A 15,854-nucleotide genomic window follows, 5' to 3' on the forward strand; every position below is an offset into this window, starting at 1 on the left:
TTATTTAGTCATCTTTTTGTACTTGATGCGGTGTGGTTGCAGCGCATCCGCACCTAAAGTACGTTTCTTGTAATCTTCGTATTCAGAGAAGTTACCTTCGAAGAAGGTGATATTGCCTTCATCTTGGTAGTCGATGATGTGCGTTGCGATACGGTCAAGGAACCAGCGGTCATGGGAAATAACCATTGCACAGCCTGGGAATTCTAACAGGGCGTTTTCCAGTGCACGTAAGGTTTCAACGTCGAGGTCGTTGGTTGGTTCATCGAGCAGCAATACGTTACCGCCAACTTGCAGCAGTTTTGCTAGATGTAAACGACCACGCTCACCACCAGACAGCTCGCCCACGCGTTTACCTTGGTCAACGCCTTTAAAGTTAAAGCGACCGACGTAAGCACGGCTTGGGATTTCGAAGTTGCCGATACGCATGATGTCTTGACCGTTGGAAATCTCTTCCCACACCGTTTTGCTGTCATCCATTGCATCACGGAACTGATCCACAGAAGCAATTTTCACGGTATCACCCAAGGTGATTGAACCAGAATCTGGCTGCTCTTGGCCGGAAATCATACGGAATAGGGTAGATTTACCTGCACCGTTTGGACCGATGATCCCAACAATCGCCCCTTTAGGGATTGAGAAATTCAGGTTGTCGATCAGAACGCGATCACCATAAGACTTGCTCAGGTTTTCCACTTCGATAACTTTGTCACCTAAACGCGGCCCAGGTGGGATAAACAGTTCGCTGGTTTCATTACGTTTTTGATATTCCACGCTGTTAAGCTCTTCAAAGCGAGCCAGACGCGCTTTACCTTTGGATTGGCGACCTTTCGGGTTTTGACGGATCCACTCAAGTTCTTTCTCGATGGATTTACGACGAGCCGCTTCTGTTGACGCTTCTTGCGCCAGACGCTCATCTTTTTGTTCCAACCAAGAAGAGTAGTTACCTTCCCATGGAATACCTTCACCACGGTCAAGTTCAAGGATCCAACCGGCAACGTTATCGAGGAAGTAACGGTCGTGGGTGATCGCCACAACGGTACCTTCGTAGTCGTGGAGGAAGCGCTCTAACCAAGCGACGGATTCAGCATCCAAGTGGTTGGTTGGTTCGTCGAGCAGCAGCATGTCTGGTTTTTCCAGCAGCAGGCGGCAGATAGCCACACGGCGGCGTTCACCCCCAGATAAGTTTCCGATAACCGCATCCCAAGCTGGCAGGCGTAGTGCGTCAGCAGCACGTTCCAGTTGGTTATCTAAATTATGACCGTCTTGTGCGGCAATAATAGCTTCTAACTCGCCTTGGATTTTCGCAAGCTTGTCAAAGTCAGCATCTGGATCGGCATATTGCGCATACACTTCGTCTAAGCGAGTTAAAGCGTTTTTAACTTCGCTAACCGCTTCTTCAACGGCTTCACGAACGGTATGTTCCAGATTCAGTTTCGGTTCTTGTGGCAGATAACCAATTTTAATACCCGGTTGAGGGCGTGCTTCCCCTTCAATCTCAGTATCAATACCAGCCATAATGCGCAGTAACGTTGATTTACCCGCGCCGTTGAGACCTAAAACACCAATTTTCGCCCCAGGGAAGAAGCTCAGAGAGATGTTTTTTAAAATATGACGTTTCGGGGGAACCACTTTTCCCACTCGATACATACTGTAAACGTATTGAGCCAATTTATTTTACCTTTTGTTTTATAAAGGGAATTTTAAGTTTTCTCTGTTTTTTATCCTTATCAATTAGTGTGACCCATTAACAAGGAAAAACAGCCATAAACGGTTTGTCATGAACTATACCCGATCGCCCCTAGGCTGGTCTAGGTTATCCGTGTTGTCAGAGTTAACGAATCGAATAAGTAAAAGATTGTAAACCCAACCATTTCAAGAAATCTCCTCTGTCGCTGGCTGAAAACTTTAGGTAGCATTAACATTATTGATATATCTAATAAATGCTTTGAGTATGTTTGAGGTCAATCTCTAACAAGATTTAAGCGATGGAGCGAATAAACATGAAAGGTTGGTTAGCGGCAGTTCCGGTCACCATGCTGTTGGTATCCACAACAGTTTGGGCAGATTCTTTACAGGCACAACGTGAACGTTATCAAGCAATTAAAGTCGCGTGGGATGCCAATAAGATGGATGAAGTCGAACGTTTATTGCCAACTTTACGTGATTATCCGCTGTATCCGTATTTAGAATACCGCGAGCTGTCACAAGATTTAGATATTATCTCGCCAAAACAAGCGCAAGAATTTATCGATGCATACCCAACGTTGCCTGTGGCGAAAACCCTCAAAAGCCGGTTTGTGAATGAGCTGGCGCGTCGCCAAGAGTGGACATCGTTATTGGCATTTAGCCCTGAGCCGCCACAACCTGCTGAAGCACAATGTAATTTCTATTTCGCGAATTGGGCGACAGGAAATAAACAGGTCGCGTGGCAAGGTGCTGAAAAAATGTGGCTCAATGGTAATTCCATGCCAGCAGCATGCGACAAACTGTTTACTGAATGGGAAAAAGCCGGATATCTTTCAACGGATATGATTTTGGCGCGTATTCACCTTGCTATCAAAGATGGTAATACATCAACGGCAACTTACCTCGCGAAACGCTTACCAAGCAGCTACAAAACTATCTCTGATGCGTTGGTTAAACTACAAAATGACCCCGCTTCGGTTGTCACGTTTGCGAAAACATTGACGCCGACCGATTTTACGCGTCAAGCCACATTAGCTGGATTTAGCCGCTATGCACGTCAATCCCCTGATGCAGCCCGTACTGCATTAGCAGGGATTAGCTCTGCTCAGAAAATGAATATGGCAGAAAACCAGCAAATGAAAGACAGCATTGCGTGGCAATATATGGGGGTTGATGTTACCCCTGAGCAGGCAATGTGGCGTGATGAAGTGATCCGTGAAACTAATTCTGCCGCCTTAAAAGAGCGCCGTGTACGTTTAGCGCTAGGAGAAGGGGATAAAACGGGATTAGCATCATGGTTGCGACAACTACCGAACGACGTAAAAAATAAGGAAGAGTGGCAATATTGGCAGGCTATCACCTTGATTGACCAAGGTAAAACGGCTGAAGGTGAAAGCATACTGCGAGAGTTAACGTCGAAGCGTGGATTCTACCCAATGGTTGCCGCTCAGCAGTTAAAAATGGATTACCCAGTCATGGTGAATAAAGCCGTGAAACCTGATTCCAGTATTCACAGCATGCCGCAAATTCAGCGCATCCGTGAGTTAATGTATTGGGAGATGGACAATCTGGCGCGCTCCGAGTGGATCAATTTGGTCTCTTCCATATCACCTAATCAACAAGAGCAGCTCGCCCGTTATGCTTTCGATAATAAATGGGCAGATCTGAGCGTTCAAGCCACGATCACCGCAAAACTGTGGGATCATCTAGAAGAGCGTTTCCCACTGGCATGGGAAAAACAGTTTGATAATTACACTCGCAGTAAAATGATCCAAAAAAGCTATGCCATGGCCATTGCTCGTCAAGAAAGCGCATGGAACCCGCAAGCGCAATCGCCAGTTGGCGCGACAGGCTTAATGCAATTAATGCCTGCGACAGCAAAACATACTGCGCAAAAGCAAGGCATCACTGGTTATGTGAATGCAGGGCAACTGACTAACCCGGTGATGAACATTGAGTTAGGTACCGCGTATCTTGACGATGTTTATCAGCAATTTGGCAATAACCGTATTTTAGCCAGTGCGGCGTATAATGCCGGCCCATCACGAGTGACTCGCTGGTTAGGCAACAGCGCAGGGCGTATCGATGCGGTGGCTTTTGTGGAAAGTATTCCGTTTGCAGAAACCCGTGGTTATGTGAAGAATGTTCTCTCTTATGATTTGTTTTATAAACATTTCTTAGGTGAAAAAGGCAATGTGTTATCCGCGAATGAATGGAATATGAAGTATTAATTTGTATGGAGCTTCATCTTGTTGGTCGGTTTGGTTTACCTCCAACAAGATGAGCGCTGTATTTTTAACTATACGAAATAGTGTTCTGTGCTATTATTTGTACTAGTTTAATAGTATGGAAGGGTAGAATGATGACTGTAGAATATAAACCAGACCCGGCGTTAACCGCCGATGAAAATGCGGATTGGCAACGTTTTGTGGAACTGCTACAAATGGCCTTTGAGCAAAATATACAGGATTCGATTCTTCAGCTATTACTCACACCGGATGAACGGACGGCTTTAGGGACTCGCGTTAGGATTGTTCAAGAATTAATGCGCGGTGAAATGAGCCAGCGTGAATTAAAAAATGAGCTCGGTGTAGGTATTGCTACCATTACTCGTGGTTCAAACAGTTTGAAGTCAGCCCCTATTCCGGTAAAAGAGTGGCTGGAATCTAAGCTACTGTAGTTTTTGATTATCTTTTATAGCAGCCAATGATTATTCTCTAAAAATAAAAGTGGGGCTCTTATTGCTAAGAGCCCCACATGCATTTTAAATCGTTTTGAGTATAATTAGTCTTCTATGTGATTTAGCTCTTTATAAATTTCGTGTTTAATAGGAACTAAAGCCAGTATGAGTGCTTGTTGATAAACGCTGGTGCGCGTCAATACGCCATTGGTGAAGAAGCCAATCGCACCGCCTTGTTGTTTGATATTATCAATACCAGTAAGGTCAGCCATTTCATCACCCAGCTCACGACCTTCACGGATCCCCGCAAGCACTTTTTCTGGGATCATAATACTGGCAGAGCGTGATTCTCCACGGATTTGATGGTGCTCAATCACAATCCATGCAAATGTCATGTCATCTTCAACTCCCGCCTCAATACCTACCCAAAAGTCAGCTTCTGGGCGTACTTGGCGTGATGCCATCACACGTTGTCTTGCTCCTGTACGGGTTTCATTATTACCGATAGGTTGCTGTGGAACACTGCTATCGACATTAATATCTTCAATTTGATAACTGCCAGGCCCAAAAACGGCATCGAAAGCAAGATGAATCGCTTTAATTTTGGCTGGATTCGTCGTTGCAGCTATAACTTGGTACATTAATTATTTTCCTTTGAACACATACTTTGTACAGTAATAACGGAACACATCTATGTTACAGGTTTATCTTGTTCGCCATGGCGAAACTGAATGGAACGTTGCACGTCGCATACAGGGACAATCTGATAGCCCGTTGACCGCACTTGGTCGTCAACAGGCCATGCAGGTCGCTCAACGGGTTAAATCCGAAGGTATTACCCATATTATCACTAGTGATATGGGACGCACACTTGAAACTGCACAAATTATTGCACAAGTGTGCGGGTGTGAAATTATCACAGAACCGCGTCTGCGTGAATTAAATATGGGTGTCTTGGAGCAACGAGAGATTGGCTCCCTGTCTGAGCAGGAAGAAAAGTGGCGTCAAAGCCTGATAAATGGTGCTGAAGGTGGTCGTATTCCTGAAGGGGAATCGATGGATGAACTGTTCACGCGTATGTTTGCGGCATTAAATGCTTGCCTTGAACTGCCAGAAGGAAGCCGTCCACTGTTAGTCAGTCACGGCTTGGCGCTCAGCACATTGTTAAGCCGTATCTTAGGTGTGCCAGCAAACTCTCCACGACGTTTACGTCTGCGTAACTGCTCGTTATCTCGCGTTGATTATCAAAATAGCCCATGGTTAGCCAATGGCTGGATTGTGGAAACTGCGGGGGAGGTGACGCATCTTTCTCAGCCCGCCCTTGATGAGCAGCAAGGTTAAGAAGTAAAACAGCAAAAAAGAAAAAGGCGTTTCAATGTATGAAGCGCCTTTGTTTTGGGTGTTTCAGACCCTTGAAAAGACACTTGAAGAGGTTTGGTGACTTGTGCCCCTATTATAGGACTAGTCAATATCTCTAATCTAAAACTGCATGAGCCTCTATCTCTATCAGCCATTCGGGTAATGAAAGCCCTGAGACAATCACCCAAGAGGACGCTGGTGGGAAATCACCAAATTTTTCTTTTAGTGCATTTGCAATATCAAGCTGCTCTTCATGACTATTAAAACCATTCTTAATATAAATACGCAACATTGTTACGTTGGATAAATCACCGCCAGCTTCACGTAATACATGCTCAATATTAATCAACGATTGAACTGTTTGCTCATACATTCCACCTGCCACGGTTTCTTGTTGAGCATTCACACCAACCTGCCCGGAAAGGAATAATTGGCGTGTTCCTGTTGTTTCTATTGCTTGGCTAAAGCCATACTGTAAAGAATTAAACACAGAAGGAGGGTTTATTAATTTTTTAGTCATTGTACATTCTCGGAATAAAAATAGAGGATAAGCATAAGCCCACATAATACTCTCTGCTAGCGTCAACTCTCACACTCCAATACAACCAGTGTTTTTTTGAAGACTTAGCCAGCCATTGAGCCGCTAAATAGGAATTTCTAGTTGGCGAATGAAAACATATGACTGATTTTTGCATAAGTGAAGAGAGTGTCTCTTATTTTAAGATATATTCGAGGGCTGAGTTTTGCTTTCTAGTTGCAAAATCCTCGTCTATTTGAAGAGTGGCTAACTCGATCATTTCTATGTTGTTAGCTCCAAATGTGCTACTCCTACCGTTCACAATTGATCACCTTAAAACACCTTGATAGAGTGATGAATTTGAGGGAGATAAATATGCATATCCATCTAAAGCCTATAGATAAATCAAATTATGAATCTATTATCATGCTTGAAGTCACTGAAACCCAAGAAGAATTTGTCGCTTCTAATATGTTTTCTTTGGTAGAAGCGGCTTATGATGAAACCCTTACTGTTCGAGGTATTTACAATGGTGATATACCTGTTGGTTTTTTAATGTGGAAAAAGGCCTCAGATCTTAAAATAGAGATTTGGCGTTTCATGGTGGATAAATCGCATCAGAAGCTTGGAATTGGGCGAAAGGCAATGGAGTTGGCCTTAAGTGAAATCAAACAAGACACACAGATAAATGAAATTGAAATCTGTTATGACCCATTAAACCCTATAGCAAAGTCTTTTTATGCATCTTTTGGTTTCAAAGAAATTGGATTAGATGATGAGGGAGAAGAAATGCTCGCTGTTATTTTATTTTAGCTTTCTTTTTCTTGTTAGGCTGTACACCACATCACATCAATTGTTGGGCTGACAAAAAGCAACAACAGCCTGTGTCATTTCTCCTCATGCCTCGACTGAGAGGGAGCTGAAGTAGCCTTCACGTTAATAAATCAAACAGCGAAAAAGAAAAAGGCGTTTCAGTGTATGAAGCGCCTTGGTTCGAGTGTTTAGTGAGTTTCTGTTTTTTTGATCGGAACATAATAGCTGAATGCTTCAATGTGAGTTCTTGGATCTGTATCCGTTATCTCATTGTGCGTCACATTCTTGATTTTGTAGTGTTCTACATCATAGCCTGGGCGGCGAGTGAGATTCAGTTTTGGCAAGTAGACCCCATAAACATGGTAAAGGAACTCCTGCATTCTTTCTCTCGTCGTCTCACCGCGATAATTAAATTTCACATATTCGCCTGCGGGGATCGTAACATGGCTATATTCGGTGTTACTAAAGCTCGCATCTTCGGGTTTCACCGCGGTGGTGTAAAACACCGTTTGCTCATCATCTTTCTCGGCACTATGAATCGCATGATGTAAGCCAAAGACTTCAGAAGCCACTTTGGTGGTGTGCTCTAAATAATAGCGCCAGAAAGATTGACGCATTTGCGAGCAGGCAGTTGACCACTCTTCAAGCACATAGGAACAACTTTGCTCCAAACCAACCAATGGCTGCTCGACCATCGTGACAAATTCATAATCTAATGGAGAATGTTCATCTAATACAATCGGCGGGCAGATACCGGTCGCGCACCATTCTTCAGTACGGCGATAAAACGCCGGCGTCAGATTGAACTGCTTTTTAAAAGCGCGAGTGAAAGTTTGTTGTGAATCAAATCGATACTGTAATGCAATATCAAGAATGGGACGGCTCGTTAAGCGCAATGCAACCGCGGCACGAGATAGGCGTCTAGCGCGAATATAAGCACCAATTGCTTGGTCGGTCACATCCTTGAACATTCTCTGTAAATGCCACTTTGAATAACCCGCTCTCGCGGCAACATTATCTAATGACAATGGTTTATCAAGGTTATCATCTATCCAACGAAGAAGGTCGCGAATAATATTTGTTTGATCCATGGATATCCCCAGGCAATACGACTCATAGAACCGATATGAGTAATCAATGAGTGGCTATTCTATAACAAGTTACCTTTTTCGTTTATAGTAAATGAGTTGTATTTAAGAATTAGTTAATAAACAGAATTATTGCCGTTTAGGTTATTTAAAATTCAGATGTTAAGCTGAAAAGGGAATACTGTATGGGTTCTTCCAAATTTAAAAAAGGTATTGCGAAAGGTAATACACTGAAAAACCTCATTTTGGTATCAATGTTGTCTGCACTATCTTTTATGGCAGTCGCAGAGGAAATCGGCTCAGTTGATACTGTATTCAAGGTGCTTGGACCTGACCATAAGATAGTGGTAGAAGCCTTTGATGACCCGGATGTGGACAATGTGACTTGCTACCTAAGCCGTTCAAAAACGGGTGGGATTAAAGGTGGGCTTGGATTAGCTGAAGATACCTCGGATGCTGCCATTTCCTGCCAACAGGTGGGCCCTATTGAGCTAAATGAACGAGTGAAACGTAACCCGAAAAAAGGGCAGGTGGTTTTCCAAAAGAGAACGTCACTGGTGTTTAAAAAGCTCCAAGTGGTTCGTTTTTACGACCCAAAACGTAATGCACTCGTCTATTTGACCTATTCCGATAAGATGATCGACGGCTCGCCTAAAAATGCGCTAAGCGCCGTACCAATTATGCCGTGGTGATAGTGCTTTAATATAAAAATCGCCACTGATTATGTTTAAAATGAGTGGCGATTTTTGAAGGTATTTAAAGTGTGTAGTCTGCTAAATTTGTATATCAGCAGTTTCAACGATATTTAAGCGCCAACTTTTACAAATGGAGTACCATAGCTTCTATCTCTATCTATTCGCTTTCCAACATAAAGTTTACGGATGTCATCGCTCGCTTTTCTACCAATAAATTCCCAACGCCCACTCCCTTTATTGATATTTCGAGTAAAATATTGTTGCGTGCCAGCTTCTACCCAAGAGTGAATTTCATAGACTTCTTTGACGATATCGTTGTAAATAGCATATGCATATTTTAGCGATTGATCTTTACGAGGCGGATTATGCCATACACCACGAGTCGCTTCGAATAACTCAAGTTCGCTCATATTGAATCGATATAATTTATTTAAGATAAAAGCTAAACCTGCATGTTCAGTTGAAACTTCAGTATCTTGCTGAGAATAAATTGAAGCGGCTTCTTCAATGGTCAGGCGCCCCAATTTTAAAACATCTTCATCTTTACTCGTTGTTTTGCCTTTGATTTTATTAGTTAAGCCTTCTAATCCTTTTAAATCTATACAGGTTGTTTCTACCATGAAAGCGGTTTCTGAATCTAAACCGTGACAGAGAATATCAATACCAAGTAGGTTCTCTTTACTTAATTCACGAATTAATTCAAATTTTTTATTGTCGTTTTCTTCTAAGCCATCAATATCAGCGAATGCATCGGTAATATGTTTTAAACAACGAGAACCAGTACCTTTTCCGATGTAAAAGGGAATTCGAGTGTTGCCTCTAACTTCACACAGGGCGTACACATAGAATTTTAGTTTGCTTAGTGTATTTTTATATTGGCTAAAATCGTTCATTGAATTCTACCTATTAATCATTTAGTTATAGATAGATATATATCGGTAAATTAGCCTAATTTCTTAGCGGTATTTTCAAATGAGAGGAGCAACAATAATCAAACGGAAAATAGACATTTATACTTAATTTTTTAAATGTTTTAAATATCAATTGGTTGTGTTTTATTATGCAGCACGGATAACTAAGGTCGTAAAAAGGCATCATCTTTATAATGGGGCTTCAATAAGCCATTAAATAAAGAGATCTTTCATGAAAATCAAGAAGTCGAATTTACTGCAAGAAAATATCATCATGGAGATCATTCTTTGGATTGAAAACAATATAGAGACAAAGCTGACGTTAGATGCTGTTGCTAGCCATTCTGGATATTCCAAATGGCATTTTCAGTGCATGTTTAGGAATTATACTGGATTAGCGTTAGGGGCTTATATTCGAGCAAGGCGATTATCTTGTGCTGCCGTGGCATTACGGATGACAAATGACAGTATTTTTGATATTGCCATTAAATATTTCTTTGATTCTCAGCAAACCTTTACTCGTGCGTTTAAGCAGCAATTTAAAATTACACCATCTCGATATAGAACAACGGATGGTTTTAAGCTTGATGGATTTTGTTTACCTGCTCAGAAAGAGAATAAAAGAGTATTTCAATCTAAGCTTATTCGACTACCAGAATTAAGCTTAGTCGGCATGGATCATAGATATAAGCGAAACATTAATCGCTGGATAAGTGAAACAGATCAATTAAGATTAAAGTATTGGCGTAATTTTCATGAGCGAAATAAAGTTATTACTAAGAACTTGTATGCGATTAATGATATTGATAGCAGCGATCTTTCAGGGCAAAGTGTTTTATATACGACCGCACTGAGTATTAATGAAATTGAATCTAATCATAAGTTAAAAGATCTCAAAAAAGTAAAAATACATAGAGGGGATTACATCGAAATTAAGTTTACTGGGAATGTTGAGGATATTGATTTTAAAGATATATTTCATTATGCTTATGGCGAACTTGTACCTGGAATGGACATCATTAGGGCAGATGGTCGAGATATCGAACGATATGTTTTAAAAGCAAAAGTTAACTATCAAGATTTCATGGACAATCCATATAAATATATAAAAGAATTAAGATATTATATACCTGTTATTCTAAAATAATTGGTAGTTCTATTTTATTCAAAATAATATCGTTTAATAATCGCTTTTGCTTTTTTTGAAATTCTAAATAATGTTTTTTCATTATGTGTTTCATTTTGAATAATATCGATAAACCCATTATCAACGAGTGATGATGGTATTTCTTTATCTAGTAAACCATAAGCTTGATGATTGTCGCCTTCATAAATAAAAATTAAAGCTATTTTTTCTTCTGAGCTTAAATTTCGTAAATCGGATAAATTTTTTCGGTCGTCAATCTTTAATTTTCTAAGTGGTGATGTTATCCACTTTATAAGATTAAACATGGTATTGCCTTGGCTATATATATCAATATCGTTGGGTGAATGAGTATAACATAACGGAATTTAAGATTTGAATGCAAATGATAGGATGCAAAAGTTTTTCGCACGGATTGTTATAGGGAAAATAACTATACTGTAAAAAAAATGACTTAGGCATAAAAAAACCGGCTTGCGCCGGCTTTTCATTAATCAGAATGAAATCACTCGTCTAAATCACCACAGAAACGGTAGCCTTCACCGTGGATGGTGGCAATGATTTCTGGGGTATCTGGCGTAGACTCGAAGTGTTTACGAATGCGACGGATAGTCACATCGACTGTTCTGTCATGAGGTTTTAACTCACGGCCAGTCATTTTCTTCAGTAAGTCTGCACGAGTTTGGATTTTGCCTGGGTTTTCACAGAAGTGAAGCATTGCACGGAATTCACTACGTGGTAATTTGTAGTGCTCACCAGCAGGGCTCACTAAAGAACGGCTATTAATGTCTAATTCCCAACCATTGAACTTATAGCTCTCAACCAGACGGCGCTCTTCTGTACCGCCCGCTAAATTCATAGTACGGGACAGTAAGTTACGTGCACGGATAGTCAATTCGCGTGGGTTGAATGGTTTGGTGATATAGTCATCAGCACCGATTTCAAGACCAAGAATCTTATCAACTTCGTTATCACGACCAGTTAAGAACATTAATGCGATACTTTCTTGCTCTCGTAGTTCACGAGCCAGCAGTAAGCCGTTTTTGCCTGGTAAGTTAATATCCATGATCACTAAGTTGATGTCATGTTCAGAAAGAACATTGTTCATTTCTTCACCATCAGTGGCTTCATGAACAACATAACCTTCCGCTTCAAAGATACTTTTCAGCGTATTACGTGTGACAATCTCGTCTTCAACGATCAAAATGTGTGGGGTCTGCATATTTGCTACCTAAAGTATTAAAATAAAAATACTGAACCCATAGGCCGTTTCCAGTTAGGTGGTTGTTGGTATGATTATCTGGAAAAACACGTCTATGAGTATAAATTTGTCTTTACATTTTTCAGTGACTTAGCGTTGCCTATCCATTAGGCTGAAGGTCATAAAACTCACCAAAACTTAAGCACTTTCCCAATATTGGGCTGTTAACAGCAATATAACAGCTAATACTGCATTTACCACCTAAAAAACTAACTTTTGTTGATACATATCAAAATCAATTGTAGCACGTTAACAATGATTGTTAGGCAGATAATTATACCAAAATTATTTGTTATAGAGATATCGAATAGACGATAAAAATAAGAGAAAAAAAGAGAGATAATGCACGTTTTTCATCGTGATACCGTACAGAAAGGTCGATATGAATAGGGATGAAGATATTTGGATTTAACTTAAGCTAAGTCACGTAAGTGATTTTTGTGTCTTTAGAACACCTTAAAATTGTCAGAGAGTAAAATTTCGTTTAGCACATCAAAATCGCGTAAAAAAAGTATTTTTGGTTTTTTATAAGAAAAACTAGGTGATTACACTTACTCGCTTTGCGTGAATCTATTTTGTTTTACAAAAAAATAACAAGACTCCTCAGAACTATCTGAATTAATGTTTGCATGCTTATAATTAACTAAATGACTATTTTGTTTCTTATGTGCAATTTTGATCTGAAACTAAGTAGGTTTCTTTAAGGTTGGTGCAAATCTTGATCAAGATTAATCGAAGAGAGAAAGATAGGACATCAGTGGCAATTTATTTCAAATTTACTGTTGAGAAATACGGTTAAAATACCGTCATCAAATTTGGTGTTTGATTGTTTTTTGTACATGTGAGGCGCTAATTTTTTAAATAAAATTAAAATCTATTAATTTTAGAATTAATGAATTTTACAACTGGAATATCTAGGCTAGCTCTCTTTTTATGAAGATGTTTTTGATGAATACAGTGGATCTCCGAGCTGAATTACCGCTTCTTTTGAGGTCATAAATACAAATAAATTTGACATTATTGTGTGATTACTTTAACCGTATAGGGAGAAACCGAAATGTTCCCTACGAGACAAACAAATTTTATGCGTAACATCAGCCTGACTACGATTATTACCACCACCACCGTGACCACAGGAAACGGGGCGGGCTGACGCATCCAAAAAATAAAAATGAAAAAGCCCGCATCCTAAAAAGATGTGGGCTTTTTTTTGGCGCTAATTCAGGAGAGAAATACCATGCGTGTGCTTAAATTTGGCGGTACTTCAGTCGCAAATGACGAACGGGTACTTAATGTTGCTGATATCGCGGAAAGCAAATTGGCAGATGGGCAAGTTGCGTTGGTGCTATCTGCACCCGCGAAAATCACCAACCATTTGGTGGCAATGATTGAAAAAACGGCAGCAGGTCAGGATGTCATCACGCATGTGAGTGATGCGGAAATGATTTTTGCTAATCTCTTAAAGGGATTGAAAGAAAAGCAGCCCCGGTTTGAATATGACAAACTGAAAAAGCTGACCGAACACGAATTCGCGCAAATCAAACAAGTACTGCATGGTATTACTCTTCTAGGCCAATGTCCTGATAGCATCAACGCCTCTATTATCTGCCGTGGTGAGAAGCTCTCTATCGCCATCATGGAATCTGTATTAAAAGCTCGCGGTCACAAAGTCACCGTGATTGATCCGGTGAAAAGCTTGCTGGCAAAAGGCCACTATCTTGAATCCACCGTTGATATCAATGAATCCACTAAACGTATTGCAGAGTTGAACATCCCTAAAGATCACTTCGTGTTGATGGCAGGCTTTACGGCTGGAAATGAGAAGGGTGAACTGGTGGTGTTAGGACGTAATGGTTCCGACTATTCGGCTGCGGTATTAGCGGCATGTTTACGTGCAGATTGCTGTGAAATTTGGACAGATGTTGATGGGGTTTATACTTGTGACCCACGTTTAGTGCCTGATGCCCGTTTACTCAAAGGGATGTCATACCAAGAAGCGATGGAGCTTTCTTATTTTGGCGCGAAAGTCTTACACCCTCGTACTATCGCCCCAATTGCACAATTCCAAATCCCTTGCCTGATCAAAAACACCACTAATCCAAGTGCACCGGGTACGCTGATTGGTGATGGTCAAACGGATGTTAGTACACCAGTGAAAGGGATCACTAACCTGAATAATATGGCGATGATCAACGTCTCAGGTCCGGGTATGAAAGGCATGGTTGGTATGGCAGCACGTATTTTCTCGGTCATGTCCCGTAAAGGGATCTCCGTGGTGCTGATCACGCAATCATCGTCGGAATACAGTATCAGCTTCTGTGTGCCGCAAAATGAGCTACAGCGCGCTCGTGGCGCATTAGAAGAAGAGTTTTATTTAGAACTTAAAGACGGGGTATTAGACCCGTTAGATGTGATGGAGCAACTGTCCATCATCTCCGTTGTTGGGGATGGTATGCGTACATTAAAAGGCATCTCCGCACGTTTCTTCTCAGCATTAACCCGCGGCAATATCAACATCGTTGCTATTGCGCAAGGCTCGTCTGAGCGTTCAATCTCTGCGGTTATCGCCAATGAGTCTGCCACTTCAGCGGTGCGTTTATGTCACCAAATGCTGTTCAATGCTGAGCAAGTGATTGAAGCCTTTATTGTCGGAGTGGGCGGCGTCGGTAATGCGTTGATCGAACAGATCCACCGTCAACAACAGTGGCTGAAACAAAAACATATTGATCTACGTGTCTGTGGGATAGCGAACTCAAGAGCGATGCTGATCAATATGCAAGGAATTGATTTAGATAATTGGAAAGCAGAATTAGCCGAAGCTAAAGAGCCGTTTAGCCTCAGCCGTCTGATCCGTTTAGAGCGTGAATTCCACTTTTTAAACCCAGTGATCATCGACTGTACGTCCAACCAAGAGATCGCAGAGCAATATGCTAGCTTCTTACAAGACGGTTTTAACGTCGTCACGCCGAACAAAAAAGCCAACACATTGTCGATGGATTATTATCATCAACTTCGTGCTGCCGCCGAGAGCTCAAAACGTAAATTCCTTTATGATACCAACGTAGGGGCGGGTTTACCGGTTATCGAAAACCTACAAAACTTACTGAACGCAGGGGATGAATTAGTTCATTTCAGTGGAATCTTGTCAGGATCCTTGTCATTTATTTTCGGTAAATTGGATGAAGGAATGTCCTTATCAGAAGCGACAACGTTAGCGAAGGAAAAAGGCTTCACCGAGCCAGATCCACGCGACGATTTATCCGGCATGGATGTGGCGCGTAAATTACTGATTTTAGCTCGTGAGGCGGGTTATGAATTAGAACTTAGCGACATCAATATTGAATCTGTACTTCCTGCTGATTTCGACAGTTCAGGCAGTGTTGCCGAGTTTATGGCGCGTTTACCACAACTTGATGCCCAGTTTGCTGCGAGGATAAAAGCGGCAGAAGCAGAGGAAAAAGTGTTACGCTATGTGGGTCTTATCGAAGAAGGTCGCTGTCAGGTGAAAATGGTTGCCGTTGATGGAAATGACCCACTGTTTAAAGTAAAAAATGGCGAAAACGCACTGGCATTCTACACACGCTACTATCAACCAATTCCTTTAGTTCTCAGAGGTTACGGTGCTGGTAATGATGTAACTGCGGCGGGTGTATTTGCGGATATGCTGCGTACCCTATCATGGAAATTGGGAGTTTAAGAA

Annotated in this window: 15 protein-coding genes and 1 other annotated feature; of the genes, 8 read left to right on the plus strand and 7 right to left on the minus strand. The window is 41.3% G+C overall.

The features are described from left to right. Window positions 1-1,668 carry an energy-dependent translational throttle protein EttA gene (ettA, locus tag ACY3ZI_RS03475; RefSeq protein ID WP_108479217.1) on the minus strand — a complete coding sequence of 556 codons (1,668 nt, stop codon included), beginning with the start codon at window positions 1,666-1,668 and terminating at the stop codon, window positions 1-3. Window positions 1,669-2,000: 332 nt separating this feature from the next. On the opposite strand from ettA, the gene sltY reads away from it, so the two are divergent. Both sltY and trpR read left to right on the plus strand, forming a co-directional pair. Beyond that, window positions 2,001-3,917 (plus strand): murein transglycosylase, encoded by a 1,917-nt coding sequence (gene sltY, locus ACY3ZI_RS03480; RefSeq protein WP_487375980.1) that lies wholly within the window; start codon window positions 2,001-2,003, stop codon window positions 3,915-3,917. A 131-nt stretch (window positions 3,918-4,048) separates the two neighbouring features. Continuing rightward, entirely contained in the window at window positions 4,049-4,366 is a 318-nt protein-coding gene (trpR, locus tag ACY3ZI_RS03485; protein WP_036950344.1) for a trp operon repressor, read from the plus strand. A gap of 104 nt (window positions 4,367-4,470) precedes the next feature. Here trpR and yjjX read toward each other — a convergent pair whose 3' ends face one another. Further along, window positions 4,471-5,007, minus strand: coding sequence for an inosine/xanthosine triphosphatase (yjjX, locus tag ACY3ZI_RS03490; protein WP_006657125.1), 537 nt, complete (start codon window positions 5,005-5,007; stop codon window positions 4,471-4,473). Window positions 5,008-5,059: 52 nt separating this feature from the next. Here yjjX and gpmB point away from each other — a divergent pair, with 52 nt between their 5' ends. After that, entirely contained in the window at window positions 5,060-5,707 is a 648-nt protein-coding gene (gene gpmB, locus ACY3ZI_RS03495) for a 2,3-diphosphoglycerate-dependent phosphoglycerate mutase GpmB (protein WP_211886719.1), read from the plus strand. A 133-nt stretch (window positions 5,708-5,840) separates the two neighbouring features. Here gpmB and ACY3ZI_RS03500 read toward each other — a convergent pair whose 3' ends face one another. Then, window positions 5,841-6,245 (minus strand): RidA family protein, encoded by a 405-nt coding sequence (locus ACY3ZI_RS03500; RefSeq protein ID WP_108479220.1) that lies wholly within the window; start codon window positions 6,243-6,245, stop codon window positions 5,841-5,843. A gap of 372 nt (window positions 6,246-6,617) precedes the next feature. On the opposite strand from ACY3ZI_RS03500, the gene ACY3ZI_RS03505 reads away from it, so the two are divergent. Then, the gene (locus ACY3ZI_RS03505; protein WP_132496140.1) at window positions 6,618-7,055 is read left to right on the plus strand and encodes a GNAT family N-acetyltransferase; all 438 of its coding nucleotides are present in this window, start codon (window positions 6,618-6,620) and stop codon (window positions 7,053-7,055) included. A gap of 188 nt (window positions 7,056-7,243) precedes the next feature. On the opposite strand, the gene robA is transcribed toward ACY3ZI_RS03505, so the two are convergent. Then, entirely contained in the window at window positions 7,244-8,146 is a 903-nt protein-coding gene (robA, locus tag ACY3ZI_RS03510) for an MDR efflux pump AcrAB transcriptional activator RobA (RefSeq protein WP_132496141.1), read from the minus strand. Window positions 8,147-8,397: 251 nt separating this feature from the next. On the opposite strand from robA, the gene creA reads away from it, so the two are divergent. Then, window positions 8,398-8,835 (plus strand): protein CreA, encoded by a 438-nt coding sequence (gene creA / locus ACY3ZI_RS03515; protein ID WP_487377442.1) that lies wholly within the window; start codon window positions 8,398-8,400, stop codon window positions 8,833-8,835. A gap of 113 nt (window positions 8,836-8,948) precedes the next feature. On the opposite strand, the gene ACY3ZI_RS03520 is transcribed toward creA, so the two are convergent. Continuing rightward, the gene (locus tag ACY3ZI_RS03520; RefSeq protein WP_487375981.1) at window positions 8,949-9,731 is read right to left on the minus strand and encodes an LEM-3-like GIY-YIG domain-containing protein; all 783 of its coding nucleotides are present in this window, start codon (window positions 9,729-9,731) and stop codon (window positions 8,949-8,951) included. Between the two features lie 250 nt (window positions 9,732-9,981). Between ACY3ZI_RS03520 and ACY3ZI_RS03525 the strand changes: the two genes are divergently transcribed. After that, window positions 9,982-10,896 (plus strand): helix-turn-helix domain-containing protein, encoded by a 915-nt coding sequence (locus ACY3ZI_RS03525; RefSeq protein ID WP_487375982.1) that lies wholly within the window; start codon window positions 9,982-9,984, stop codon window positions 10,894-10,896. A 14-nt stretch (window positions 10,897-10,910) separates the two neighbouring features. Here ACY3ZI_RS03525 and ACY3ZI_RS03530 read toward each other — a convergent pair whose 3' ends face one another. Together ACY3ZI_RS03530 and arcA are read right to left on the minus strand one after the other, a co-directional pair. After that, entirely contained in the window at window positions 10,911-11,201 is a 291-nt protein-coding gene (locus ACY3ZI_RS03530; RefSeq protein ID WP_487375983.1) for a hypothetical protein, read from the minus strand. A gap of 197 nt (window positions 11,202-11,398) precedes the next feature. Further along, window positions 11,399-12,115, minus strand: coding sequence for a two-component system response regulator ArcA (gene arcA, locus ACY3ZI_RS03535; RefSeq protein ID WP_004905684.1), 717 nt, complete (start codon window positions 12,113-12,115; stop codon window positions 11,399-11,401). 1,123 nt (window positions 12,116-13,238) lie between these two features. Here arcA and thrL point away from each other — a divergent pair. Next, window positions 13,239-13,307, plus strand: coding sequence for a thr operon leader peptide (gene thrL, locus ACY3ZI_RS03540; RefSeq protein ID WP_108479263.1), 69 nt, complete (start codon window positions 13,239-13,241; stop codon window positions 13,305-13,307). Continuing rightward, window positions 13,246-13,367 (plus strand) — a sequence feature (Thr leader region). Its footprint overlaps the gene before it by 62 nt. 24 nt (window positions 13,368-13,391) lie before the next feature. Next, the gene (gene thrA, locus ACY3ZI_RS03545) at window positions 13,392-15,851 is read left to right on the plus strand and encodes a bifunctional aspartate kinase/homoserine dehydrogenase I (protein ID WP_487375984.1); all 2,460 of its coding nucleotides are present in this window, start codon (window positions 13,392-13,394) and stop codon (window positions 15,849-15,851) included. Window positions 15,852-15,854: the final 3 nt, after the last annotated feature.

Source organism: Providencia sp. LY12, from assembly GCF_057621555.1.